Below are 24,893 nucleotides of genomic sequence, written 5' to 3' on the forward strand. Positions count from 1 at the left end.
GCAGTGATTTTCGTCACAACGGTTCGAGCGTCATCGGGCGGTCCCGGATGGCGTAATTATTTGCGGTATGTTGCGCTGCGTCCGCTTGCTCGGGAGCCCGGCTGAAACGGCGCCATGAAAGGCATGGGCGGCAGCGCTGGTGATGAAGGATTCCATCAGGCAAGGTCTCCCTTCCTGGATTATTCAGCGATTTCACGTGGCCCGCGAACATAATCGCATTGTCGAATGAAATTACGTTTTCCGCAGCGCCGCGCGGCGAAAGAACTTGCCGAATGGAGTGTTGCCCGGAAGTGCGCCCTGCGACCCCGAACAGCATGCCGCGGTCAGTTTCGATTCAGACTGCACCGGCGGGTCGGCATGCGTCGTTTGGTGACGCGTGCGACCATGGCCGGATGTCTATCCCCGCAACGCCCCGACTCGCCGTCATCGGCGGTGGCCCCGCCGGCCTGATGGCGGCGGAGACCGCGCGCGCCGCGGGCGTCGAGGTGGACCTGTACGACGCGATGGGCTCGGTCGGGCGCAAGTTTCTCCTGGCCGGCAAGGGCGGCCTCAACCTCACCCACGGCGAGGCGCCGGATCGGTTCGTGGCCCGCTATGGCGCGCGCCAGGCGGAGGTCGGCCGCTGGCTGGCCGTGTTCGATGCGCCGGCATTGCGCGCGTGGGCGGCCGAGCTTGGCGTGGAGACCTTCGTCGGCAGTTCCGGTCGCGTGTTTCCGCAGGATCTGAAGGCGGCGCCGCTGCTGCGTCGCTGGGTTCGCCGCGTGCGCGACGCGGGCGTGGGTTTCCACATGCATCATCGCTGGCTCGGCTGGCAGGCGGATGGCGCGCTGCGTTTCGCCACGCCGCAAGGTGAGCGGATGATCCACGCCGGCGCGACGATCCTCGCGCTCGGTGGCGCCAGCTGGCCGCAACTGGGCTCCGACGGCGGCTGGGTGGCACCGCTGCAACGCGCCGGCATCGACATCGCGCCGCTGCAGAGCGCGAACTGCGGTTTCGAGCTCGACTGGAGCGACCACCTGTGCAGTCGCTTCGCCGGCGCTCCGCTGAAACCGGTGGTGGCGCACTGGGTGGACCGCGACGGCACGGCCCGTTCGCGTCAGGGCGAATTCGTGCTCAGCGAATACGGCATCGAGGGCAGCCTGGTCTACGCGATCGGCGCCGAGCTGCGCGAGCAGATCGCCGCGCGCGGCGAGGCCGGCTTGATGCTGGACCTGGTGCCGGGCTACGCGCAGGCGGTGCTGGCCGAACGCCTCGCCGCACCGCGCGGCAAGCACAGCATCGGCGACTGGCTGCGCCGCCGCGCCGGGCTGGACGCGGCGAAGTGCGCGCTGGTGTTCGAGCTTGCCGACAAGGCCACGCTGGCCGATCCGCTCGCGCTGGCCGCGCAGCTGAAGGCCTTGCCGTTGCGGTTGCGCGGGCCGCGGCCGATCGCCGAGGCGATCAGCACCGCCGGCGGCGTGCGGCTCGAAGCGCTCGATGCCGGCCTGATGCTGCGCGCCCGCCCGGGCACGTTCTGCGCCGGCGAAATGCTGGACTGGGAGGCACCCACCGGCGGCTATCTGCTCACCGCCTGCTTCGCCGGCGGCCTGCTCGCCGGCCGCGCTGCCGCGCGCTGGCTGGGCCGCTGAGATCCCGCCGGCTCAACGCGCGGGCTGTATCACCAACTCGATCTCGAACAGCTTCGGCCAGTGCTTGCCGGTGACGAACAGGCGCTTGCCGCGTGCGTCCCAGGCGATGCCGTTGAGTACGTCGTTCATCGGCACCGGCAAGCTGTTCACGTCGAACAGGCCGGTCAGGTCGATCCAGCCGACGACATGGCCGCTGGCCGGATCGATGCGCGCGATGCGGTTGGTCAGCCAGATGTTGGCGTAGATCTCGCCGTCCACCCATTCCAGCTCATTGAGGTTGGTCACCGGCGCGCCGTCGGCGGTGACGGTGATGCTGCCCACGCGGGCCAGCGTGGCCGGGTCGAGGATGCGCAGCACCGACGACCCGTCGCTCATGTAGATGCGGCGCTCGTCGCGGGTCAGCGCCCAGCCTTCGCCGGGATAGCTGAAGCTGCGGCGCAGCTTGAAGTCGTCCAGGCCGTAGACGAAACCGGTCCCGGCCTGCCAGGTAAGCTGGATCAGCTCGCCGTTCCACGCGACGATGCCTTCGCCGAAATACTGCGCGGGCAAGTCCAGTCGCTGCAGCACCTTGCCGGTTTCCAGCTGCACCTTGCGCACGCTTGAGGCACCTTTCTCGCCGGTGCTCTCGTACAGAAAGCCGTCCTTGTAGAACAGCCCCTCGGTGTAGGCCGAGGTGTCGTGCGGATAGGCACGCACCACGCGGTAGCCATAGGTCGGGATCGCCGCACCGCAGGCGGTAGTGGCAAGCAGCAGGGCAAGCAGGGTGAGCAGGCGTCGCATGCGGGCCTCCGTGGGGTCAGTTCAGCGCGCGCACGCGGAAGTTGCGGCCCTTGATCTTGCCGGCGCGCAGGCGCTCCAGCGCCTTGTTGGCCAGCGCGCGGCTGATCGCCACGTAGGCGCGGGTGGCGAACACGTCGATCTTGCCGATGTCCCCGGCGATGAGGCCCGCGTCGCCGGTGAGCGCGCCCAGGATGTCGCCGGGGCGCAGCTTGTCCTGGCGGCCGGCGTCGATCACCAGGGTCTTCATCGGCGCCAGGTGCAGGGCCTTGCCGCGTGGCGGCGCGATCTTCAGCGGGCGCCACGGCAGCGGCGTCCCGTTCAGCGCCTCGATGTTCGCCGCCTTCGGCCGCTCGCGCGGCGTGCACAAGGTGATCGCCAGGCCCGATTCGCCCGCGCGGCCGGTGCGACCGATGCGATGGGTATGGGTTTCCGGGTCGTGCGCGACGTCGTAGCTGACCACCAGCGGCAGCGCCACGATGTCCAGCCCGCGCGCAGCCACGTCGGTGGCCACCAGCACGGCGCAGCTGTGGTTGGCGAAGCGCACCAGCACCTCGTCGCGGTCGCGCTGTTCCATGTCGCCGTGCAGGGCCAGCGCGGAGTAGCCGCGGCGGTCGAGTTCCTGCGCCACCGCGTCGACGTCGCGGCGCATGTTGCAGAACACCAGTGCCTGCCCGCCCCGCTCGCCCGCCAGCAACTGCGCCAGCGCATCGGGCTTCTGCGCCGGCTCCACTTCGTGGAAGCGCTGCTCGATCGCGGGCCTCGCGTCGGCTGGCGCATCCACCGTCACTTCAACCGGATCGTTCTGCACGCGCTGGCTCACCGCGCGGATCTCGCCCGGGTACGTGGCCGAAAACAGCAGGGTCTGATGGTGTTTCGCGATGCGCGAGATGATGTCGTCGATCGCCTCGGCAAAACCCATGTCGAGCATGCGGTCGGCCTCGTCCAGCACCAGCACCTTGATGCCGCCGCCGTGCAGGCTCTGCCGCTTCAGGTGTTCCTGCACGCGGCCAGGCGTGCCCACCACGATGTGCGGGTCGTGCGTCAGCGAGGCGAGTTGCGGACCCAGCGGCATGCCGCCGCACAGGGTCAGCAGCTTCACGTTGGGGATGTTCGCGGCCAGCTTGCGGATCGCCTTGCTGACCTGGTCGGCCAGTTCGCGGGTGGGGCAGAGCACCAGCGCCTGCAGCCGGATCGTGTCCACGTCCAGTGCCTGCAGCAGGCTCAAGCCGAATGCCGCCGTCTTGCCGCTGCCGGTCTGCGCCTGCGCGATCACGTCGCAACCTTCGAGCATCGGCGGCAGGCTCTGCGCCTGCACCGGGGTCATGTCGGTGTAGCCAAGCGCGTCGACGCTGGCGAGCAGGGCGGGTTTGAGCGGGAGGGTGCTGAAGGCGGTCATGGGCGCATGATCGCATCTTGGGCGGGGGGTTCGCTGGGCGTGTGCCGTGGGGCACGCCGCCCGGGCTTGCATCCGCAAGCCGCGTACCCGACCCTGTACGGCCCCGCCACAGCAGTCACCGCCATGGATACCGTGTTCATCGAAGACCTGCGCATCGACGCCGTCATCGGCATCTACGACTGGGAGCGCCGCGTGCGGCAGACGCTGTCGTTCGACATCGAGATGGCTTTCGACAACACGGTGCCCGCGGCCAGCGACGACATTGCCCTGACGCTCAACTACAAGGACGTGTCCAAGCGGCTGATCGGTTACGTCGGCGCATCGAGCTTCGGCCTGGTCGAGACGCTGGCCGAGCGCTGCGCGGCGATCATCCGCGAGGAGTTCGGCGTGCGTTGGGTGCGCTTGAAACTGTCCAAGCCCGGTGCGGTGCGCGGCGCGAAGGCGGTGGGTGTGTGCATCGAGCGCGGCACGCGGTCGCCATAGCGCCTGCGTCGAAAGGCCCGCCGGGGTTGTTGCGGTGCCGCCTGGCCGCCATGCTTGTCAGGATTGGCCACGTGCCTTCCGCGGTCCATGCCGCCCCGTCCTGCCCGCTGACCATGGCGCGGGCTCCGAGCCGACAGGAACGAATTGATGCAGACCTTGCAGAACTTTCTCGACCTTCCCTGGATGCGCACCGCGCTGGGCGTCATCGCGCTGCTGGCGCTGGCCTGGCTTGCCGGTCAACTGGCGCAGCGACTGCTGCTGCGCGTGGTGCGCGGCATCGCCCGGCGCACGACCTGGAAATGGGATGACGCCCTGTTCCGGCGCCACACCTTCCAGTGGCTGGCGCGGATGGTGCCGGCACTGGCGATCCAGTACGGCATCATGCTGGTGCCGGGCGTATCGCCTCGTATCGAGGTGCTGGTCGGCAACCTGATGACGGCGTTGCTGGTGTTCTTCGTGGTGATGGCGATCAGTGCCGCGCTGTCGGCGCTGGAGGATCTCTACCGGGAGACCCCGCGCGGGCAGCAGCGATCGATCAAGGGCCTGGTGCAACTGGTGAAGCTCGGCCTGTTCGTCGTTGCCGGATTGATCATCATCGCGGCGGTCACCGGCAAGCACATTGGCCTGCTGCTGTCCGGGCTGGGCGCGATGTCGGCGGTGCTGATGCTGATCTTCAAGGACACCATCCTGGGCTTCGTGGCCGGCGTGCAGTTGTCGTCGAACGACATGCTGCGGGTCGGCGACTGGATCGAGATGCCGCAGCTCAATGCCGATGGCGACGTGATCGACATAGCGCTGCACACGGTCAAGGTGCGCAACTGGGACAAGACCATCACCAGCATCCCCAGCTGGCGCCTGATCAGCGACTCGTACAAGAACTGGCGCGGCATGCAGGAGACGGGCGGGCGGCGGATCAAGCGTGCGCTTTATATCGATGCGGCCAGCGTGCGCTTTCTCGATGCGGACACGCTGGGGCGGCTGGCCGAGTTGCGCCTGCTGGCCGACTACCTGCCCTCCAGGCAGCAGGAAGTGGCGCGGTGGAACGCAGCACTCGGCGAGGCCGGCGAAGTGGCCGGCAATCGTCGCCGGCTCACCAACCTGGGCACCTTCCGCGCCTATGCGCAGGCCTACCTCGACACTCATCCGGAAATCCACCACGGGCTGTTCTGCCTGGTGCGCCAGCTCGCCAGCGGCCCGCAGGGCATTCCGCTGGAGCTGTATTGCTTCACCGCCAGCGTGGCCTGGGCGGACTACGAGAACACCCAGAGCGATATCTTCGACCACCTGTTTGCGCTCCTGCCCGAGTTCGGCCTGGCGCTGTACCAGCAGCCGTCGGGGCAGGACGTGCGCGCCGCGCTGGCGTACCGGCAGGAACAGTCGCTACGCCTGGCGGCGGGTGGTTGAGACGATGGTGCGTGTCTACCTGAGTCTGGGGTCCAACCTCGAACCGCGGAAACATCTCGTCGCGGCCATCGACGCCTTGCGCGAACGCTTCGGCGAAATCACGGTGTCGCCGGCGTACCGCAGCGCGTCGGTGGGTTTCGAGGGCGCCGAGTTCGTGAACCTCGCGGTGGCGCTGGATACCGACCTGACCCCGCAGGCGCTGAACGACTGGCTGCACGCGCTGGAAGATCGCCACGGCCGGCGCCGCGACGTGCCGCGCTATTCGGACCGCACGCTGGACATCGACATCGTGTTCTACGACGCGCTGGTCATCGACGGCCCCGGCCATCTGCAGATTCCGCGCAACGAGTTGCGGCACGCCTTCGTGCTGCGTCCGATCACCGATATCGCACCGGATTTTCGCCACCCGGTCAGCGGCTTGAGCATGGCCGAGTTGTGGGCGGCGTTTCCGCGACAGCGCGAACCCTTGCAGATGGAATCGCTGGCGGATTGAACAGGTACACTGCAGCGCACGCGGTGTGGGTGCTGGCGGGGCGCATCACCGGCGCAGGGCGGGCACGGCCCGCCGGCTTTTTTCCCGGTGACGGCAACAGCGGCGGACGGTGCGTGCCCTGCAAGACAAGTCGGATCCAGACACGAAGGGGAAACAATCATGGCCGGAAAATTCGCGCGCAGCTGGGCGTTGATGAAGGCGAGCGCGGCGGTGCTGCGCTCGGACAAGTCGCTGCTGGTATTCCCGCTGCTGTCGGGGTTGTGCACGCTGCTGGTGGCGGCCAGTTTCCTGGTGCCGGTCGCGGTCATGGCGATCGGCGGCGAGCATGCGGGGCAGGAGATCCAGGAGCGCCTGTCGGTGGGTGCCTACCTGCTGATGTTCGCGTTCTACCTGGTGCAGTACTTCGTGATCATCTTCTTCCAGACCGCGCTGACCGGCGTGGCGCTGATGCATCTGCGCGGCGAGCCGACCAGCGTGGGAGCGGGCTTCGCGCTGGCGCGCGCCAGGTTGCCGCAGATCCTCGGCTATGCCTTGATCGCCGCCACCGTCGGCCTGCTCCTGCGCATGGTGCAGGAGCGCCTGGGCCTGATCGGCCGCTTCGTGGTCGGCCTGATCGGCCTGGCCTGGACGGTGGCCACCTTCCTGGTGGTGCCGGTGCTGGCGAGCAGGGACATCGGCCCGATCGACGCGGTCAAGCACAGCGTGGAACTGCTCAAGCGCAGCTGGGGCGAGAACCTGATCGGCCAAGGCGGCATCGGCGTGGTGTTCGGCCTGCTGATGTTGGTGGCGGTGCTGGTCGGCGCGCTGCTGGTCGGCGGCGCCATCGCCATGCATTCGATCGTGGCGGCGGTGGCGGCAGTGGTGATTGTGGTGCTCGGCTTCATCCTGCTCGGGCTGATCCAGTCCGCGCTGCAGGGCATCTACGCGGCCGCGCTCTATCGCTATGCCGAGGCGGGCGAGGCCAGCGCGGGCTTCGACCAGGCCCTGTTGCAGCAGGCCTTCGCGCCGAAGAAGAAATGACGCTGCCGATTCACTCCGCCGGCACCTCGCAGAAGCCCGCTCGCGGGCGATGCTTTTGATCGGGATTCGGGATTCCAGGGTCGGAAAAGTATCGCCCGCGGTTCCTACACCGACAGCGTGCGCCCGCCGTCCACCCGGATGATCTGGCCGGTGACGAACGGCGCGTCGCGCAGCAGCCACAGCACGGTGCCGGCCACGTCGTCGGGCGTGCCGGCGCGCTGCAGGGGCGTGCGCGCGAGCATCGCCTGCTGGTCGGCGTAGGGCTTGCCGTCGCTGGGCCACATCACCGCGCCTGGGGCCACGCCGTTGACCCGCACCGCGGGCGCGAGGTCGAGCGCCAGCGAGCGGGTCATTGCCGCCAGTGCAGCCTTGGCCATGCAGTACAGCGGGTGGTCGGCGAGCGGGCGTTCGGCATAGATGTCGACCAGGTTGACGATGCTGCCGTGCGCGTCGCGCAGCGCCGGCAGCGCGGCCTGGCTCAGGAAGAACGGCGCCTGCGCATTGGAGGCGAACAGCGTGTTCCACTGCGCCGGCGTGACGCTGCCCATCGGCGTCGGAAAGAACGCGGAGGCGTTGTTGACCAGCGCGTCGAGTCGGCCGTAATGCGCCACGACGCTCTCGACGGATGCCGGGAGCGCGGCCAGGTCGGCGAGGTCGGCCTGCACCAGCAGCACGCTGTCGGCGCGTGATGTCCGCAGCTCGTCGGCCAGCGCGTGTGCCTCGTCCGCCGAATGGCGATAGTGCAGCGCCAGGTCGTAGCCGGCCGTGTGCAGGGTGCGCGCGATCACCGCGCCGACGCGGCGCGCGGCGCCGGTGATCAGCGCGACGGGGCGATCAGGGCGTGGCGTCATCGCGGGCATCCGGCAGCAGGTTGGGGACCAGCTTGCCGCAAAGCGGCGCGGGCGTCATCCGCGCGGCGATTTGCGCGACAGCGTGGCGGCATCGTCGCGCGGGTCTTCATCGTCGCGCGCATCCCCGTCGAGCTGCTCCATCACGATGTCGCTTTCGAACAGCGCGATCGCGGTGCCGGCCACCTGCCGGGTGTCGTAGTACGCGTAGGCGCCCACGCCGAGCGCGCCGATCGCCGGCAGCCAGCGCGAGGCGCCCTTGCCCAGCGTGCGCCGGGTCAGCTTGATGCCGATCTGCCGGGCGATGCGCTCGATCACGCCGTGCGACATGCGCCGGAACACCAGTCGATCGCCCATGCGCACCACCAGGTCGCGGAATGCCTGCGCCGCGGTGTGGCGGAACAGGCACCACAGCATCTGTTCGCGCCCCAGCGTGGCGTGGCGACCGTAGGCGGCGGCGATGTCGCTGACCATCTGCGCCTGGATCTTCCAGATCGCGATCAGTTCCGGCAGCAGGGTCAGCCAGCCCAGCGGCCCCGGCGGCAAGGCCAGCGAGCCGGCGGTGACTGCGGCGCGTCGGGCGGCGCGGTCGGCCAGCCGGCGGGCCTCGGTGGCTGGTTGCGGACTGTTGCCGACGGTGCTGTCGGGCACCTCGCTGACGAAATCCAGGATCGCGCCGGTGATCCGGCCGTGGGCGGTCGGCACGACGACGGCGGGTACCTGCTTGCCGGGTGGGGTCATGCGTGGCTCCGATGGCGGACGCCGGACGCGCCCCGCGCCTTCGCAGTCTAGAGGTCGCGCGTGAAGCGCGGGCCAACCGTGCTGTGACCGGCGTGACTTTCGGCCCGGGCGCCTCTTCTGCAGATACAGGAATGTTATAACATTACAAAAACTCCCCACCTCCGGTCTTCGATGAAAGCCTCCCCGATTGCCCTGGCCCTCGCTGCCGCCCTGCTGGCGAGCGGTATCCACGCCGCCGAGCCCACCCCGACCAGCACCGGCGCGCCGGTCGCCGACGACGCCACCGTGGCCGCCGAAGGCAGCGGCGGCCAGCCCCCGCTGCCGGTGCGGGAACTGGGTGAAGTGTCGGTTTCCGCCGCGCTGGACCAGGCGCGCAATGCGCTGTCGCCGGATACCGGCTCCAGCCAGTACGTGATCGACCACAAGGCCATCGTGCAACTGCCGCTGGGCGCGTCCACGCCGATGAGCCAGGTGCTGCTGCAGGCGCCGGGCGTGGTGCAGGATTCCTACGGCGGCCTGCACGTGCGCGGCGACCATGCGAACCTGCAGTACCGCATCAACGGCGTGATCATCCCCGAGTCGATCGGCGGCTTCGGCCAGAGCCTCGACGCGCACATGATCGACACCGTGACGCTGCTCGATGGCGCGCTGCCGGCGCAGTACGGACTGCGCACCGCGGCGGTGGTCGACATCACCACCCGCAACGGCCACGACCTGGGCAACGGCGGCAGCGTCGGCATCACCGGCGGCAGCAACGCCACGCTGAACCCGAACGCGTCGGTGTGGGGCAGCAAGGATCGCTGGAGCTGGTTTTTCACCGGCAACTACCTGGAGAGCGACGCCGGGATCGAGAACCCCACGTCGAGCAGGAAGCCGATCCACGACCACACCGATCAGGTGAAGGGCTTCGGCGACGTCAGCTATCTGATCGACAACGACACCCGCCTGAGCTTGCTGTTCGGCGTCGCCAACAACCGCTACCAGATTCCCAACAACCCGGGGCAGATACCGGCCTTCGGCTATCTCGACACGGTCGATTTCAATTCCGCCGACCTCGACCAGCGCCAGCGCGAGACCACCCGTTTCGGCGTGCTGGCACTGCAGGGCAGGCTGGGTGCGACCGACTACCAGCTGTCGCTGGGCCAGCGTTACAGCCGCCTCGCCTACACGCCGGACCGGATCGGCGAGCTGATGTTCAACGGCGTCGCCTCCAATGTCACCCGCAGCAACCGCGCCAGTACCTTGCAGGCGGATTTCTCCACGCCGCTGGGTGGGCGCCATACCCTGCGCTACGGCATCTGGGGCAGCTTCGAGCGTGCCGTCAGCGGCAACGATGCCTGGGTGTTCCCGGCCAATGCCGATGGCGAACAGGCCAGCACCACGCCGATCAACATTCTCGACAACAGCCGCCTCACCGCGAAAACCTGGTCGGCCTATGTGCAGGACGAATGGAGCCTCGCCGAGAACTGGACGCTGAACGTCGGCCTGCGCGGCGACCGCTACCAACTGGTGCGCAGCGAGAGCCAGCTGAGCCCGCGCCTGGGCCTGGTCTGGCAGGCCAGCGACGGCACCACCGTGCACGCCGGCTACTCGCGCTACTTCACCCCGCCGGCGACCGAGATGATCGCGAGCTTCAACATCGCGAAGTTCGACGGCACCACCAACGCGGTGGCGGACAGCGGCAACAACACGCCGCTGGCCGAGCGTTCGGACTATTTCGACGTGGGCGTCCAGCAACGCCTCGGCGATGCCTGGACGCTGGGCGTGGATGCGTATTACCGCAAGGTGCGGCGCCTGCAGGACGAGGGCCAGTTCGGCTCCGCGCTGGTCTACTCCACCTTCAACTACGCCGAAGGACGGGTGAAGGGCGTGGAGTTCACCGCCAACTACGAGCAGGGGCCGCTGTCGGCATACTTCAATGCGTCGCTCGGCAAGGCCATCGGCAAACGCATCATCAGCAGCCAGTACAACTTCGCGCCGGACGACCTGGCCTGGGTCAACCAGCATTGGATCTTCCTCGACCACGACCAGAAACTCACCTCGTCCGGCGGCGTCAGCTACGCGCTGGATGACGCCACCCGCCTCGGTGCCAACTACCTGTACGGCAGCGGCCTGCGCAAGGACGGCGCGGTGCCGAACGGCGCCTCGTTGCCGGCATACTTCCAGCTCAACCTCAACGTCACGCATGATTTCATGATCGACGACTTCGGCCCGTTGCATGTGCAGCTGGCGCTGATCAACGCGCTGGATCGCACCTACGAGCTGCGCGACGGCAGCGGCATCGGTGTCGGCGCACCGCAGTTCGGCCCGCGCCGCGGCGTGTACCTGAATCTGCAGAAGGATTTCTGAGGGGCGGGGAACAGGGAATGGGGAACAGTGAATCGGAACGGCAAAAGCGGAGGCGGGCTGGCGGTTGCAGACCATCCGTTATGCTTGCCGCGTTTTCATCACCGGCAAGACCGATGCCTTCCCGCCTCCCCGAACCCGGCGCCGACGAACGCGCCCATGCCGACCGCCTGATGCAATTGCTGCGCGAGCAGATCGCCTCGCACGGGCCGATGCCGTTCTCGCAGTACATGGAGCGTTGCCTGTATGCGCCGGGGCTGGGCTATTACAGCGCCGGTCGCACCAAGTTCGGCGCGGCGGGAGACTTCGTCACGGCGCCGGAACTGGGCGAGCTGTTCGCACGTTGCGTGGTGAATGCGTTGCAGCCGGTGCTGGCGATGCTGGGCGGGGAGGCCGACTTCCTCGAACTCGGTGGCGGCAGCGGTGCGTTCGCCGAGGCGGCGTTGAAGACGCTGGCAGCGGGCGACACCTTGCCGCGGCGATACTTGATCCTGGAACCCAGCGCCGACCTGCGCGAGCGCCAGCGCGAACGCCTGCAGGCAAACCTGCCGGCGGAACTCAACGCGCGCGTGGCATGGCTGGATCGCCCGCCCGAGCAGGACTGGCGCGGCGTGCTGTTCGCCAACGAGGTGATCGACGCGCTGCCGGCCACCCGTTTCGCGATGCGCGATGGCGAGGTGTTCGAGGAATATGTGGCGCTGGACGGCGAGGGGCGATTGATGCGCGTCGATCGTCCGGCCGATGCGCTGGTCGCCGGCGCGGTGCGGCACGTCGAACGCGACCTCGGCGCCGAGTTCGCCGACGGCTACCGCTCCGAACTGCTGCCGCAGTTGCCGTACTGGATACAGGCCGTGGCCGGGGCGCTGGTCGCCGGCGTGATGCTGTTCGTCGATTACGGCTACGTGCGCCGCGAGTACTACCTGGCCGAGCGCGACGACGGCACCTTGATGGCGCACTACCGCCACCACGCGCACAACGATCCGCTGTACCTGCCCGGCTTGAACGACCTCACCGCATCGGTGGATTTCACCGCGCTGGCCGAGGCCGGCAACAGCGCGGGTTTCGGCGTGGCCGCGTACATGCCGCAGGCGCAATTCCTGATTGGCGCGGGCTTGCAGCAGGTGTTCGAGCAGCTGCAGCCGGCGGACGAACGCGGCCGCCTCCAGCTGGCGCAGCAGGTGAAGAAGCTGATGCTGCCCGAACAGATGGGCGAGCGCTTCCAGGCGATGCTGCTCGCGCGCGGCATGGAGGCGCTGCCGCTGCCGGCCGAGCTGCTGGCCGCCGATCAGGGCGGCCGGCTCTGAGCTAGCCCGCGACGGATCCGGCGGTCGGCGGCGCAGTGGCCGTCGACGTGGCCGCCGCCGGCGCCGATGCAGCTGGCGCGGGAACGGACGCGGCCGGCGCCGGCAATGGCTCCACCTTCGTCGAATCCTCCGGCCGCCGCCGCATCGCGCCGCTGGCGAACTGCTCGCTGGCCACTTGGTAATACGCCACTGCGTCGTCGATCAGCGATTGCCGCAGTGGCTGCACCGGCGTGGCGTCGCCGGTGGCGTAGTCGGGCTTGAGCTGCTCCAGCCGGCGCCGCGGCTCCAGGATGGTGAGCACGTCGTCTTGCAGGTAGCCGAGCTTTTCGTAGGTGCCGGGGAAGGCGTGTTCGCGTTCCGGCGGCAGCGCGAACAGGTCGTGGCCGAAGAAGCGCGTGCGATAGCTGAAATTGAGCATGCCCAGCAGCGTCGGCGGGATGTCCAGCTGGCCCATCAGCCGGTGCACGCGTTCGGGCTTGAAGTGCGCCGGCGCGTAGATCCACAGCGGGATGTGGTAGCGGTTGATCGGCAGGCTGGTCTTGCCCGCGCTGGAGGCGCAGTGGTCGGCGGTGATCACGAACACCGTGTTGTCGAAGTACGGCTTAGCCCGCGCGCGCCTGATGAAGTCGCCGATCGCCCAGTCGGTGTACGCCACCGCGCCGGCGCGCGATTGGTTGGGAAACTTCACCCGGTTGTCGGGGAAGGTGTACGGCCGGTGGTTGGAGGTGGTCATCACGTGCAGGAAGAACGGCTTGCCCTCGGCGTGGATCTGGTCCATCTGGCCCAGCGCCAGGGTGTACAGATCCTCGTCTGCCACGCCCCACACGTTCTGGCCGTGGATGGTGGCGCCCTTGGGGATGTCGCGCCGGTCCACGTCGCGATAGCCGTTGTGGCCGAAGAAGTAGTTCATGTTGTCGAACTGGCCGTAACCGCCGTAGACGAAGTCCGACTGGTAGCCGCGGTCATTGAAGATGCCCGCCAGCGAGAACAGGTCCTCGTTGTCGTGCTCGCGGATCAGCGAGTCGCCCGGTGTCGGCGGCACCGACAAGGCCAGTGCCTCCAGCCCGCGCACCGTGCGCGTGCCGTTGGCGTAGAGGTTGTCGAAGAACACGCTGTGATCGACCAGCGAATCGAGATACGGGGTGAGCTGCTGCTGGTTGCCGAACGTGGCCAGGTAGTCGCCGGACAGGCTCTCCACGCTGATCAGCACCACGTTGAGATGCTTCTCCGGGCCGACGTGGCGGATTGCGCGGGTGAGGTCGCGCGGGTCGTCGCTGATGAAGGTGGCGTCCGGCGTCTGCAGCAGTTCGCGCAGTCGCGCATAGGCCTGGTCGTCGGGCAGCGTGCGGTAGAACTTGGCGTAGTCCAGGTGCGAGGAGCGGAACGCGGCGAAGAACTGGTAGATGCCGTTGCCGGCCAGCTCGTCGACATAGGTGTTTCCAGTGCGATCCTTCATGCCGCCGTTGACGGCGAACACCGAGACCACCGTCAGCACCAGCCACAGCAGCACCAGCTTGCCGCGCTGCCACAGCCGGCTGCCGCTGTCGCGCGCGCGCAGGCCGCGGCGGCCGATGAAGAAGATCACCAGCGCCAGCACCACCAGCAGCGCCAGCCAGCGCCAGATCGGGTAGGACTCCCGGATGTTGCCGATCACCTCGGTGGTGTAGACCAGATAATCCACCGCGATGAAGTTGAAGCGCACGCTGAATTCGTTCCAGAACACCAGTTCGGATGCAGCGATGAACAACAGGGCGTAGACCAGCAGCAGCCCGAAGCCGTACACCACCCACTGGCCGGCGCGCGAGGTGTAGGTGAACCCCGCCAGCGGCAGCACGAACAGGAACGGCAGGATCGCCGGCCAGGTCACCTTGAGGCTGGCGTGGTAGATCAGGTGCAAGGCGCCGACGCACAGCACGCCGGCCAGCGTCACCCCCACCGCGTACAACAGCCAGCGCAGCAGCGGCGGCGTGCGGCCCGAGCGGGTCGGCACCAGCCACAGCAGCAGCACCATCGGCCAGGCCAGGTAGATGAAGGTCACCAGGTCGTAGCCCAGCCCCACGCCGAACGCGTAAAGCAGGTTCAGCGGGGTATGCGGCACGTTGCTGCCGGACATCACCAGCAGCACCACGCGGGTGACGAAGCTGATCGCCAGGTAGGTGATGCCCAACCACCACAGCGGTCGGAAGCGCTGGCGCAGCGGTGAGGGCGCGGTGAACAGGTCGGACACGGACGACTCCAGCGGGTTGGCCGATCCCCCGATCGGCAATCCGCTCTTTATACCGCGGATCAGCTTTTCGGATGCTTTGTCTTCACCGCGGCGATCGCGTCGATGCGTGCCGCCGCCATCGCCTGCCCGATCGCCGGGCCGGTCAGGCCGGCGGCGACGAAGCCGGCCGCGTCGATCGCCGCGGCGGCATCGCGGCAGGCGCGCAGGTAGTCGGCCTGCGGATACGCATCCAGCGCATGTCCCGTGCGACCGCGCTTGTCCGCCATGCAGGCAGCCAGGAACTTGTCCAGCCGTGCCGGGCGCCGCAGGGCGTCGAGCGCGGTCAGCAACTTCAACACCGTCGCGGGCTTCAGCTCGAACGCCCGGTGGGCGTTCAGGTGCTCGCGGCAAACCAGCTCGGCCAGCGCGGCATGTTCGGTGGGTACCTTCAGCCGTGCGGCCAGCGCGCGCAGCGGCTTCACGCCGCGCTGCTCGTGGCCGACGTGGCGCGGCAGTTCGTGCGCCGGGGTCAGCGCCTTGCCCAGGTCATGAGTCAGCGCGCAGAAGGCGACCAGGTCGTCGCCCGGCGCCAGTTGTGCCGACTGGTCCAGCACCAGTTCCAGGTGAACGCCGCTGTCGATCTCCGGGTGGAACTCGGCGCGCTGCGGCACGCCGTACAGCGCGTCGACCTCGGGAAACAGCACCGCCAGTGCGCCGCACTCGCGCAGCACGCGCAGGAACGCCGAGGGCTGCGCCTCGCCCAGTGCCTTGCGCGTCTCCGCCCAGACCCGCTCCGGCACCAGGTGATCGATCTCGCCATCGCGCACCATCTGCTGCATCAGCGTCATCGTCTCCGGCGCCACCGTGAAACCCAGCGGGGCGAAGCGCGCCGCGAAGCGTGCCGTGCGCAACACGCGCACCGGATCTTCGGCGAAGGCCGGCGACACATGCCGCAGCACCCGTACGGCGATGTCGCGCACGCCGCCGAACGGATCGGTCAGCACGCCTTGCGCATCCTCGGCGATCGCGTTGATGGTCAGGTCGCGCCGCGCCAGATCCTGCTCCAGCGTCACGTTCGCGTCGGCCTGGAACACGAAACCGTGATAGCCGCGCCCGCTCTTGCGCTCGGTGCGCGCCAGCGCGTACTCCTCGCCCGTCTCCGGGTGCAGGAACACCGGGAAATCCCTGCCCACCGGTCGATAGCCGCGCGCCAGCAGGTCCTCGGGCAGCGCGCCGACCACCACGTAGTCGCGGTCACCCGCCGCCCGCCCCAGCAACTTGTCGCGCACCGCGCCGCCGACCAGATAGGTTTGCATGCGGGCATGATGCCATGCGGGAAGCGTTACGCCGTGCGTTGACCGTCGCAGACGAGGGGTGGAACATGCGCTCGGCGACATGGTACGGACCGTGAGTCCTTCTTGTCCGCGCTTGACCGCGCCGCCGCCATGAATGGCCGCAACAAGGGGGGCATCATGCTGGGCAGCTTCATTTCCTCCCGTCATTACGCCGAACTGCTCGCCCGAGGTCGTCAAGCCGGGCCGCGCATGCTCGAGCTCGATCCCGCGCAACTGGCACGGCACTACAATCGGCAGCCGTTTGTGTTCGCCCATGCCTTGGCCGGCAACGAACACTTCGCGCTGCCTCGCCTGTTCGACCTGTGCCGGCGCATGGATTCCCGGAAGATCCGCTACCGGATCGGCGAGATTCCCGACGACGCACACTTCGACAGTTCGTTCGATCGGTACAAGGCGGGCCTGAGTCTCGAAGACGCGATCGATCGATTCGAAGAAGAGCGTGCCTACGTCGTCATCTACAACCCCGAGCTGGACCCGGAATACCGGGTGGTCATCGAAGGCGTGCTGGCCGAAATCGCCGCGGACACCGCGTCCCTCGATCCGGAAATGACCTGGTATTCGACCTACATCTTCATTTCCACGCGCGACGCCGTCACGCCCTATCACATGGACCGGGAGATGAACTTCCTGTGCCAGATCCGCGGTACCAAGCGCGTGCAGCTGTGGAATCCGGCCGACGAGGAGGTGATGACCGACGCGCAGAAGGATCTGCTGCTCGCCCACGTCGGCGAGCGACCGACGTTCCGGGATGCGCTCGAGAACAAGGCGAGCACGTTCGACCTCGGCCCAGGCATGGGCGTGCATCATCCGTTCATCGCCCCGCACCGCGTGTACACCGGACGGGACCTGTCGGTGTCCTTGGCCGTCACCTACCGCACGCGTCGTTCGGACGTCTGCACGGCTGCCCACGTCTTCAATGCGAAACTGCGTCGACTTGGCTGGCGACCTCTGCCGGTCGGCCGCTCCCGCGCGCTCGATCGCTGCAAGGCAGCGGGCTTGCGTCTGTTCCGGCGTGGACGCGGCCTGATCCGGGGCAGGGGCGACGGACGGGCGTGAACGCCGCGGCGCTCAGTACGCGAACTCGCGGAACACCGGGTCCACGCTGCCGCCCCACGCGCCGTGGAACAGTTCAAGTTTGCGCTCGGCCGGGGTCTGGTTGGTGGCGACGATCTCGAGCAGCGGTTCCAGGAAGATGCTTTCGTCGGCACCGTTCTTGTTGAGGCAAGCGCGGCGCTTGAGCCCGTGGGCGGCGATCTTCAGCGCCTCCTCGGCGAGGTCACGCACCGTGCCGCCACGGAACGGCAGTTTCAGCGCGTGCTTCGGTACGCCGTCGCGCAGGGCGTGGCGCTCGGCGGTGCTGAAATCCTTGACCAGGTCCCAGGCTGCGTCCAGCGCCTGCTGGTCGTACAGCAGGCCGACCCAGAACGCGGGCAGCGCGCACAGCCGGTTCCACGGGCCGCCGTCGGCGCCGCGCATCTCCAGGTACTGCTTCAGGCGCACCTCGGGGAAGGCGGTGGTGAGGTGGTCCGCGAAGTCCTTCATGGTGGCGCGCACGCCCGGCAGCGCGGGCAGTTCGCCGGCCATGAACTTCCTGAAGTCCTGCCCCGCCAGGTCGAGGTACTGGCCGTTCTGCAGGCTGAAGTACATCGGCACGCCGAGGATGTAGTCGACGTAGCGCTCGTAGCCGAAGCCGTCGGCGAACACGAAGTCGAGCATGCCGGTGCGATCCGCATCGGTATCGGTCCAGATGTGCGAGCGATACGACAGATAGCCGTTTGGACGTCCCTCGGTGAACGGCGAGTCGGCGAACAGCGCGGTGGCGATCGGCTGCAGCGCGAGGCTGGTGCGGAACTTCTTCACCATGTCCGCTTCGGACGAGAAGTCCAGGTTCACCTGCACCGTGCAGGTGCGCGTCATCATGTCCAAGCCGAGCGAGCCGACCTTGGGCATGTACTCGCGCATGATCTTGTAGCGGCCCTTGGGCATCCATGGCATCTCGTCGCGGCGCCACTTCGGCTGGAAGCCCATGCCGAGGAAACCCACGCCCATGCTCTCGGCGACCGAGCGCACGTCCTTCAGGTGCGAGTTCACCTCGGCGCAGGTCTGGTGGATGGTCTCCAGCATGGCGCCGGACAATTCCAGTTGCCCGGCCGGCTCCAGCGTGATGGAGGCACCGTTGCGCGACAGCGCCACCGGGTTCTCGCCTTCGCGGGCGACGTCCCAGCCATAGCGGATGGCCAGGGTCTCCAGCAGCACCTTGATGCCGCGCTCGCCCTCGAAGGTGGGCGGACGCAGCGTGTCGGTGAGGAAACCGAACTTCTCGTGCTCGGTGCCGATGCGCCAGGCCTCGCGTGGCTTCTCGCCAGCCGCCAGGTAATCGGCGAGCTGCTGGCGCCCCGCGATCGGGGTGCTCTTGACGGCGCTGGGTATGGACACGGGGGAAGCCTCGCTGGGAGTGCGCACCATGTTGGGGCTGCGGCGCGAGCACAAAAGGGGGTGACGGAAAATAATTGTACGCGACGGTACAGATGAGCCGGGAATCGGGAATAGGGAATCGGAGGAGCGTCGCCTGGCCGGCATGTTTGTCCGGTGGAAGAATCCGGGGACCGGAAAACAACAGGGCCGGCATGAAGCCGGCCCCGTCGCGACGCTTTTCTATTCCCTATTCCCTATTCCCCATTCCCGATTCCCGGCTCTTTCACCGCTTCATCGAATTGAAGAACTCGTCGTTGGACTTGGTGTTCTTCATCTTGTCGAGCATGAACTCCATCGCGGCCAGCTCGTCCATCGGGTGCAGCAGTTTGCGCAGGATCCAGATCTTGGCCAGCAGGTCCGGGTCGATCAGCAGGTCTTCGCGGCGGGTGCCGGAGCGGTTGATGTCGATCGCGGGGTAGACGCGCTTCTCGGAGATGCGCCGGCTCAGGTGTACTTCCATGTTGCCGGTGCCCTTGAACTCCTCGTAGATCACCTCGTCCATCTTGGAGCCGGTTTCGATCAGCGCGGTGGCGATGATGGTCAGCGAACCGCCTTCCTCGACGTTGCGCGCGGCGCCGAAGAATCGCTTCGGGCGCTGCAGCGCGTTGGCGTCCACGCCGCCGGTGAGCACCTTGCCGGAGCTGGGCACCACGGTGTTGTAGGCGCGGGCGAGGCGGGTGATCGAGTCGAGCAGGATCACCACATCCTTCTTGTGCTCGACCAGGCGCTTGGCGCGCTCGATCACCATCTCGGCGACCTGCACGTGGCGCACGGCCGGCTCGTCGAAGGTGGAGCTGATGACTTCGGCGCGCACGGTGCGGGCGATCTCGGTGACTTCCTCCGGCCGTTCGTCGACCAGCAGGATCATCACGTGCGCTTCGGGATGGTTGTAGGTGATCGCCTGGGCGACGTTCTGCAACATCATCGTCTTGCCGGACTTGGGCTGCGACACGATCAGGCCGCGCTGGCCCTTGCCGATCGGCGCGATCAGGTCGAGGATGCGGCCGGTGATGTCCTCGCTCGACCCGTTGCCGCGCTCCAGCTTGAACGCCTTGCGCGGGAACAGCGGGGTGAGGTTCTCGAACAGCATCTTGTTCTTCGATGCTTCCGGCGGGTCGCCGTTGATCGTCTCCACCCGCAGCATGGCGAAGTAGCGCTCGCCTTCCTTCGGATGCCGTACGCGGCCGGTGATGTAGTCGCCGGTGCGCAGGTTGAAGCGACGGATCTGGCTGGGGCTGACGTAGATGTCGTCGGGGCCGGCCAGGTAGCTCTCGTCGGCCGAGCGCATGAAGCCGAAGCCGTCCTGCAGGATTTCCAGCACGCCCTCGGCCCAGATGCCGCCGCCGGAGCGGGCGTGCGCCTTGAGCACGTTGAAGATCACGTCCTGCTTGCGCGCGCGGGCAATGCCTTCGTGCAGGCCCAGCGATTCGGCGAACTCCAGCAGCTGCGGCGCCTTCATGCGCTTGAGCTCGGTGAGGTTGATCAGGCGGGTGTCGCTGCCCGGATCGGCGTTGTCGTCGTCCATCGGCAGGCCGTTCGGGTTCGGGCGCGGGTGGCGCTCGCCCTGCGGCCGCTGCTGGTTGTTGCGCTCGCCGCGCTCGTTGCGGCGGCGCCGGCCGCGACCGTCGCGACCTTCACGGGGGCCGTTCTGGCCCTGGTTGGAACCCTGGCCCTGGTTCTGGTTCTGGCCCTGGTTCTGGTTGGCATGGGGGTTGGCGGCGCCGGATTCCGTGTTCGCCGGGGTGTTGTTGCCCGTTGCGGCCCCGGCTTCCGTGGCGGCCGGGACGGGTGCCGGAGTTGGAGCCGGTGCGGCGGGCGCGGGCTGTTCGCTGGCGGGCGCCTTGTCGGCTGCGCCTGCCTTGGCGCTGGTGCCGCCGTCGTCGGTGGTCGCGGCGGATTTCGCGGCGACCCGGCGCGGCGCGCGGGCGCGGGGCTCGGGCTTGCCTTCGGTCACGGTGCTGGCATCGGCGCCCCGGGTTTCGGGCGGAATCTGGTTATCGGTATCGGACACGGGCAATCCTCGCGGGGCGCCGTTGAGTTGCAGGAGGGAGGGTGTGCGTCGCGCGGAGGCGCAAGGGGACAGGACTGTCCCGACGGACGCAGATCAATCTAGCACCCGTCGTGGGGCGGCGTAAAGCGGCGCAGGCCTGCCGGACCATGCCGGACAGGCTGCGACGGACGGGTGGCTTGCGGGAAAGTCAGATGGCCTTGTCGATCATCTGGGTCAGCTGGCCCTTGCTGACGGCGCCGATCTGGGTCGCCTCGACCTTGCCGTTCTTGAACACCATCAGGGTCGGGATGCCGCGCACGCCATAGGCTCGCGGGGTCTGCTGGTTCTGGTCGATGTTGACCTTGACCACGCGCAGCTTGCCTTCGTACTGCTGGGCCAGCTCGTCCAGCATCGGCGCGATGGCCTTGCACGGGCCGCACCATTCGGCCCAGAAATCCAGCAGCACGGGGGTTTCGGATTTGAGCACCTGCTGTTCGAAGGCGTCGTCGTTAACATGGGTAATCAGGTCGCTCACCGGGGATCTCCGTGGCTTGGGGTACGCAAAAACTGCAGGCAGGGAACAATGGGGTGGCCAGCGCCACAATACAAGGAGTGGCGTCATCGGCTACACTCGGGCGCCCATGAAGCATGGGTTGAGCTGAGAGGGAGGCGGGCCGGCACGGCCAGCGTCCATTCCAGCGCAACCCCGGGCACGATTCAAGAGCGGCCCTTGCAGGCCGCTTTCGGGCCGCCGTCAAAACCGGCGTCGCACGCCGCGGCGCGACCTTGCCGACCCCCGGGATTGCACGCTTCACTGCGCCACGCGCACCCGTCCTGCACCGTTTCGCGCCGGTTTTCGGCCGCCAAAGCGGGTGCAGCGCATTACGCCGCCCCAAGGCAAGGTTCCCAGTTACCCATATGTCACAAACCGTACTCACCGATACCTTTTTCACCAACTTCGATCTTCATCCGCTGCTGCAGCAGGGCCTCGACGACAGCGGTTTCACCCGCTGCACGCCGATCCAGGAAATGACCCTGGCGCCGGCGCTGGCCGGCCGCGACGTCGCCGGCCAGGCGCAGACCGGTACCGGCAAGACCTGTGCCTTCCTGGTCGCGCTGATGAATCGCCTGCTCACCACGCCGGCCGTGGCCGACCGCAAGGATTCGGACCCGCGCGCGCTGATCATCGCGCCGACCCGCGAGCTGGCCATCCAGATCGACAAGGATGCCCAGGCGATCGGCCGCCACACCGGCCTGAAAACCGCGCTGATCTACGGCGGCGTCGACTACGACAAGCAGCGCCAGCAGCTGAAGGACGGCTGCGACATCATCATCGCCACGCCCGGCCGCATGCTCGACTACCACAAGCAGGGCGTGTTCAGCCTCAACAGCGTCGAGGTGATGGTGATCGACGAGGCCGACCGCATGTTCGACCTCGGCTTCATCAAGGACGTGCGCTTCATCTTCCGCCGGCTGCCGCCACGCGAGCAGCGCCAGGTGCTGCTGTTCTCCGCCACGCTCAGCCACCGCGTGCTGGAGCTGGCCTACGAGCACATGCACGAGGCCGAGAAGCTGGTGGTCGAGAGCGACCACGTCACCGCCGACAAGGTGCGCCAGGTGGTCTACTTCCCGGCCAAGGAAGAGAAGATGCCGCTGCTGCTCAACCTGATCGACCAGCACAAGCCCGCGCGCAGCATCATCTTCGTCAATACCAAGGCCGCCGCCGAGCGCGTCACCGAGCGCGTCAAGCGCCACGGCTGCCGCGTCGGCGCGATCTCCGGCGACGTGCCGCAGCTGAAGCGGCAGAAGTTGCTGCAGCGCTTCCAGGAGGGCCAGCTCGACATCCTGGTGGCCACCGACGTGGCTGCGCGCGGCCTGCACATCCCGCATGTCAGCCACGTGTTCAACTACGACCTGCCGCACGAGGCCGAGGATTACGTGCACCGCATCGGCCGCACCGCGCGGCTGGGCGCCGAGGGCGACGCGATCAGCTTCGCCTGCGACCTGTACGCGATGTCGCTGCCGGACATCGAGGCCTATATCGGCCAGAGCATCCCGGTGGCGTCGATCGACCCTGCCTGGCTGGTGATGCCCAAGCCGCATGCCGTGGACGCGGAGTTCGCCGCGAACGCGGCGGCCGACAGCGCGGCGTTCGGCGACGTGGTACCGCCGCGGCCGGGCGAGAAGCCGCGCCGTACCGGTGCGAGCGGCCGCGGGGGTCGTGACGGTGAGCGTGGCGCGTCGAGGCCGCGGCGCGAACACAAGCCGGCCGTGGCGGAAGCGCCGGCCGTGGCGGTCGCCGCGGCGGCGCCTGCCGCCGAGGCTGCACCGGCCAGCGACAACACCGAGGGCACGCGCAAGCCGCGTCGCCGTCGCGGCGGACGCAATCGCCGCCGCGACGGCGCGCCGGTGGCCGGCGCCGAGGTGACCACGCCGACGCAGGCAGCGCCTTCGGGCCACCACGGCGGTCGCGGCGAACGCCGTCCGCCGCGCGAGCGCACCGCGGGCGAAGCGTCCGCCGCCGTCCACCACGCCCGCCCGTCGCGCCAGGTGGCGGTGACCTCCGGCAAGGCGGTCGAGCATGCGCGTCCGGACAAGCCCGGCCTGTTCCGCCGACTGACCCGGCTGTTCACCGGCAAGTAGCCGCGCCCGCTCCGCGCAGACGACACGCATTCGGCGATGCCGGCAGCCGCACCTGGTTGCTTCGCTTCCCTTATCCTTGGGGTCGGCATGACCACATCCAGGTGCGGGGAGCGGCGGTGATCCAGTTCGATCAAGTCAGCAAACGCTACGAAGGCGGCCACGAGGCGCTGTCGCAGCTGTCCTTCGAGGTGCCCGACGGCGAGATGGCGTTCGTCACCGGCCACTCCGGCGCCGGCAAGAGCACCTTGCTCAAGCTGCTCGGGTTGATCGAACGCCCGTCGCACGGTTCGATCAGCATGGACGGCAAGAAGCTGTCGAAGATCCGCGCCAGCGGCGTGCCGAAGTGGCGCCGGCGGGTCGGCATGGTGTTCCAGGACCATCGGCTGCTGATGGATCGCACGGTGTTCGCCAACGTGGAGTTGCCGCTGGTGATCGGTGCGGTGGCGCGCGCCGAGCGCGCCCGCCGCGTTCGTGCGGCGCTGGAGAAGGTCGGCCTGCTCGCCTACGAACGGCAACTGCCGGCCACGCTGTCTGCCGGCGAGCAGCAGCGCGTGGGCATCGCCCGCGCGATCGTGGCCCGACCGGCGCTGCTGATCGCCGACGAGCCCACCGGCAATCTCGACCCGCAGCTGGCGCTGGAGATCATGGCGCTGTTTGCCGAGTTCCAGCAGGTCGGCACCACCGTGCTGGTGGCCAGCCACGACCTGCCGCTGATCAAGCGCATGAAGAAACGCGTGATCGTGCTCGATCACGGTCGGCTGGTGGCCGACCTCGCCGCGCAGGAGGTCTTGTGAACAAGGCACCCGAGCAGCGCGCCGCGCCCGCCGACGCACCGGCGCGCAACGAACACAGCCGCGGCCGGCGCTTCGCCAGCTGGCGCGAGCACCACGGCTGGAGCGCCGCGGCGAGCCTGCGCCGTCTCGCCGCGCGCCCGCTGGGCAGCGTGCTGACGATCGCCGTGATGGGCCTGGCGCTGGCCTTGCCGCTGGCGTTCTACCTGCTGCTGGGCAACGTGCAGCGGCTGGGCGATGCGCTGGGCCAGAACCCGGCGATCAGCGTGTTCATGAAGTCCGACCAGGGCGCGCAGCAGGCGCAACTGCTGGCCAGCGACCTGGGCGCCCGTGCCGAAGTGGCGTCGGTGGCGATCAAGACGCCGCAGCAGGGCATGGACGAGCTGGCGAAGATGCAGGGTTTCTCCGGTGCGCTGCAGACGCTCGGCGACAACCCGCTGCCCTACGTGCTGCAACTGCAGCCGCGCGACGGTGCCAGCGCCGCGGCGCTGGAACAACTGGTGGCCGACGTGCGCGCGATGCGCAGCGTCGAGCTGGTGCAGGACAGCGGCCACTGGCGCCAGCGACTGGAGGCGTTGCTGGGCGTGGGCAATCGCATCGTGCTGATCGTCGCCTCGCTGCTCGCGCTGGCGGCGCTGCTGGTGGTGGGCAACACGGTGCGGGTGGATATCGCCAGTCGCAGCGAGGAGATCGGCGTGCTGCTGCTGGTCGGCGCCGGCAAGGCGTTCGTGCGCCGGCCTTATCTGTATGCGGGGATCTGGTACGGCCTGTTCAGCGGCATCCTCGCCGCCGCGCTGGCGGTGGCGATCGAGCTGGTGCTGGCGCGGCCGGTCGCACGACTGAGCGCGGCGTACGATGGCCAGTTGCAGGTGGGCGGGTTGCCGGCCTGGCTGCTGCTGGCCGTGCCCGTGGCGGCCGCGTTGCTGGGCTGGCTCGGCGCACGCCTGGTCAGCGCCTGGCAACTGCGCACGGTGGCGTGATGGCGCGGCG

General features: G+C 68.3%; 19 protein-coding genes and 1 pseudogene. 11 read left to right on the forward strand and 9 right to left on the reverse strand.

The features are described from left to right. Positions 1 to 392: 392 nt before the first annotated feature. Positions 393 to 1,628, forward strand: a complete 1,236-nt coding sequence (locus tag ACVCMI_RS02895) for a TIGR03862 family flavoprotein (RefSeq protein WP_447097505.1) — start codon at positions 393 to 395, stop codon at positions 1,626 to 1,628. Positions 1,629 to 1,640: 12 nt separating this feature from the next. Here the strand turns inward: ACVCMI_RS02895 and ACVCMI_RS02900 are convergent, their stop codons facing one another. Both ACVCMI_RS02900 and dbpA read right to left on the reverse strand, forming a co-directional pair. Beyond that, positions 1,641 to 2,408 carry a glutaminyl-peptide cyclotransferase gene (locus tag ACVCMI_RS02900; protein ID WP_447097504.1) on the reverse strand — a complete coding sequence of 256 codons (768 nt, stop codon included), beginning with the start codon at positions 2,406 to 2,408 and terminating at the stop codon, positions 1,641 to 1,643. A 16-nt stretch (positions 2,409 to 2,424) separates the two neighbouring features. After that, a complete protein-coding gene (dbpA, locus tag ACVCMI_RS02905; RefSeq protein ID WP_447097503.1) occupies positions 2,425 to 3,804 on the reverse strand; it encodes an ATP-dependent RNA helicase DbpA in 1,380 nt (459 codons plus the stop codon). Between the two features lie 123 nt (positions 3,805 to 3,927). On the opposite strand from dbpA, the gene folB reads away from it, so the two are divergent. The 4 genes from folB (at position 3,928) to ACVCMI_RS02925 (ending at position 7,204) form a co-directional block, all read left to right on the forward strand. Continuing rightward, on the forward strand, positions 3,928 to 4,287 hold the full coding sequence (folB, locus tag ACVCMI_RS02910) for a dihydroneopterin aldolase (protein WP_395121318.1): 360 nt from the start codon (positions 3,928 to 3,930) through the stop codon (positions 4,285 to 4,287). Between the two features lie 147 nt (positions 4,288 to 4,434). After that, positions 4,435 to 5,691 (forward strand): mechanosensitive ion channel family protein, encoded by a 1,257-nt coding sequence (locus ACVCMI_RS02915; protein ID WP_447099587.1) that lies wholly within the window; start codon positions 4,435 to 4,437, stop codon positions 5,689 to 5,691. 4 nt (positions 5,692 to 5,695) lie between these two features. Further along, complete coding sequence (gene folK / locus ACVCMI_RS02920; RefSeq protein ID WP_447097502.1) at positions 5,696 to 6,184, forward strand: 2-amino-4-hydroxy-6-hydroxymethyldihydropteridine diphosphokinase; 489 nt, start codon at positions 5,696 to 5,698, stop codon at positions 6,182 to 6,184. Between the two features lie 159 nt (positions 6,185 to 6,343). Then, a complete protein-coding gene (locus ACVCMI_RS02925) occupies positions 6,344 to 7,204 on the forward strand; it encodes a DUF6159 family protein (RefSeq protein WP_447097501.1) in 861 nt (286 codons plus the stop codon). Positions 7,205 to 7,308: 104 nt separating this feature from the next. Here the strand turns inward: ACVCMI_RS02925 and ACVCMI_RS02930 are convergent, their stop codons facing one another. Both ACVCMI_RS02930 and ACVCMI_RS02935 read right to left on the reverse strand, forming a co-directional pair. Beyond that, entirely contained in the window at positions 7,309 to 8,055 is a 747-nt protein-coding gene (locus tag ACVCMI_RS02930) for a pteridine reductase (protein WP_447097500.1), read from the reverse strand. A gap of 54 nt (positions 8,056 to 8,109) precedes the next feature. After that, complete coding sequence (locus ACVCMI_RS02935; protein WP_395121029.1) at positions 8,110 to 8,793, reverse strand: hypothetical protein; 684 nt, start codon at positions 8,791 to 8,793, stop codon at positions 8,110 to 8,112. A gap of 171 nt (positions 8,794 to 8,964) precedes the next feature. Here ACVCMI_RS02935 and ACVCMI_RS02940 point away from each other — a divergent pair, with 171 nt between their 5' ends. Next, complete coding sequence (locus ACVCMI_RS02940) at positions 8,965 to 11,142, forward strand: TonB-dependent receptor (protein WP_447097499.1); 2,178 nt, start codon at positions 8,965 to 8,967, stop codon at positions 11,140 to 11,142. A 113-nt stretch (positions 11,143 to 11,255) separates the two neighbouring features. Next, positions 11,256 to 12,443, forward strand: coding sequence for a class I SAM-dependent methyltransferase (locus tag ACVCMI_RS02945; protein ID WP_447097498.1), 1,188 nt, complete (start codon positions 11,256 to 11,258; stop codon positions 12,441 to 12,443). Between the two features lies 1 nt (position 12,444). Here ACVCMI_RS02945 and ACVCMI_RS02950 read toward each other — a convergent pair whose 3' ends face one another. Continuing rightward, complete coding sequence (locus ACVCMI_RS02950; protein WP_447097497.1) at positions 12,445 to 14,670, reverse strand: LTA synthase family protein; 2,226 nt, start codon at positions 14,668 to 14,670, stop codon at positions 12,445 to 12,447. A gap of 59 nt (positions 14,671 to 14,729) precedes the next feature. Then, positions 14,730 to 15,965 carry a multifunctional CCA addition/repair protein gene (locus ACVCMI_RS02955; RefSeq protein ID WP_447097496.1) on the reverse strand — a complete coding sequence of 412 codons (1,236 nt, stop codon included), beginning with the start codon at positions 15,963 to 15,965 and terminating at the stop codon, positions 14,730 to 14,732. 102 nt (positions 15,966 to 16,067) lie between these two features. Between ACVCMI_RS02955 and ACVCMI_RS02960 the strand changes: the two genes are divergently transcribed. Continuing rightward, positions 16,068 to 17,060, forward strand: coding sequence for a cupin-like domain-containing protein (locus ACVCMI_RS02960; RefSeq protein ID WP_447097495.1), 993 nt, complete (start codon positions 16,068 to 16,070; stop codon positions 17,058 to 17,060). 12 nt (positions 17,061 to 17,072) lie between these two features. On the opposite strand, the gene ACVCMI_RS02965 is transcribed toward ACVCMI_RS02960, so the two are convergent. The 3 genes from ACVCMI_RS02965 to trxA form a co-directional block, all read right to left on the reverse strand. Then, positions 17,073 to 18,440: a glutamate--cysteine ligase gene (locus tag ACVCMI_RS02965; protein WP_395121035.1), complete on the reverse strand. Its 1,368-nt coding sequence runs from the start codon at positions 18,438 to 18,440 to the stop codon at positions 17,073 to 17,075. Between the two features lie 262 nt (positions 18,441 to 18,702). Further along, on the reverse strand, positions 18,703 to 20,433 hold the full coding sequence (rho, locus tag ACVCMI_RS02970; protein WP_447099495.1) for a transcription termination factor Rho: 1,731 nt from the start codon (positions 20,431 to 20,433) through the stop codon (positions 18,703 to 18,705). 244 nt (positions 20,434 to 20,677) lie between these two features. Further along, positions 20,678 to 21,004, reverse strand: coding sequence for a thioredoxin TrxA (gene trxA, locus ACVCMI_RS02975; protein ID WP_008438536.1), 327 nt, complete (start codon positions 21,002 to 21,004; stop codon positions 20,678 to 20,680). 383 nt (positions 21,005 to 21,387) lie between these two features. On the opposite strand from trxA, the pseudogene ACVCMI_RS02980 reads away from it, so the two are divergent. The 3 genes and pseudogenes from ACVCMI_RS02980 (at position 21,388) to ftsX (ending at position 24,883) form a co-directional block, all read left to right on the forward strand. Further along, a pseudogene (locus ACVCMI_RS02980) lies at positions 21,388 to 23,029 on the forward strand (DEAD/DEAH box helicase). Between the two features lie 199 nt (positions 23,030 to 23,228). Continuing rightward, positions 23,229 to 23,906 (forward strand): cell division ATP-binding protein FtsE, encoded by a 678-nt coding sequence (gene ftsE, locus ACVCMI_RS02985; RefSeq protein WP_136258070.1) that lies wholly within the window; start codon positions 23,229 to 23,231, stop codon positions 23,904 to 23,906. Next, on the forward strand, positions 23,903 to 24,883 hold the full coding sequence (gene ftsX / locus ACVCMI_RS02990) for a permease-like cell division protein FtsX (RefSeq protein ID WP_447097494.1): 981 nt from the start codon (positions 23,903 to 23,905) through the stop codon (positions 24,881 to 24,883). The genes ftsE and ftsX overlap by 4 nt, the downstream gene beginning before the upstream one ends. Positions 24,884 to 24,893 lie beyond the last annotated feature (10 nt).

It is taken from the genome of Rhodanobacter sp. UC4448_H15 (genome assembly GCF_052978265.1).

What these genes read in the sequence shown, in the direction of transcription:
- ACVCMI_RS02895 (WP_447097505.1), top strand. Translation starts at nt 393, where the DNA reads ATGTCTATCCCCGCAACGCCCCGACTCGCCGTCATCGGCGGTGGCCCC.
- ACVCMI_RS02900 (WP_447097504.1), bottom strand. Translation starts at nt 2,408, where the DNA reads ATGCGACGCCTGCTCACCCTGCTTGCCCTGCTGCTTGCCACTACCGCC.
- dbpA (WP_447097503.1), bottom strand. Translation starts at nt 3,804, where the DNA reads ATGACCGCCTTCAGCACCCTCCCGCTCAAACCCGCCCTGCTCGCCAGC.
- folB (WP_395121318.1), top strand. Translation starts at nt 3,928, where the DNA reads ATGGATACCGTGTTCATCGAAGACCTGCGCATCGACGCCGTCATCGGC.
- ACVCMI_RS02915 (WP_447099587.1), top strand. Translation starts at nt 4,435, where the DNA reads ATGCAGACCTTGCAGAACTTTCTCGACCTTCCCTGGATGCGCACCGCG.
- folK (WP_447097502.1), top strand. Translation starts at nt 5,696, where the DNA reads ATGGTGCGTGTCTACCTGAGTCTGGGGTCCAACCTCGAACCGCGGAAA.
- ACVCMI_RS02925 (WP_447097501.1), top strand. Translation starts at nt 6,344, where the DNA reads ATGGCCGGAAAATTCGCGCGCAGCTGGGCGTTGATGAAGGCGAGCGCG.
- ACVCMI_RS02930 (WP_447097500.1), bottom strand. Translation starts at nt 8,055, where the DNA reads ATGACGCCACGCCCTGATCGCCCCGTCGCGCTGATCACCGGCGCCGCG.
- ACVCMI_RS02935 (WP_395121029.1), bottom strand. Translation starts at nt 8,793, where the DNA reads ATGACCCCACCCGGCAAGCAGGTACCCGCCGTCGTCGTGCCGACCGCC.
- ACVCMI_RS02940 (WP_447097499.1), top strand. Translation starts at nt 8,965, where the DNA reads ATGAAAGCCTCCCCGATTGCCCTGGCCCTCGCTGCCGCCCTGCTGGCG.
- ACVCMI_RS02945 (WP_447097498.1), top strand. Translation starts at nt 11,256, where the DNA reads ATGCCTTCCCGCCTCCCCGAACCCGGCGCCGACGAACGCGCCCATGCC.
- ACVCMI_RS02955 (WP_447097496.1), bottom strand. Translation starts at nt 15,965, where the DNA reads ATGCAAACCTATCTGGTCGGCGGCGCGGTGCGCGACAAGTTGCTGGGG.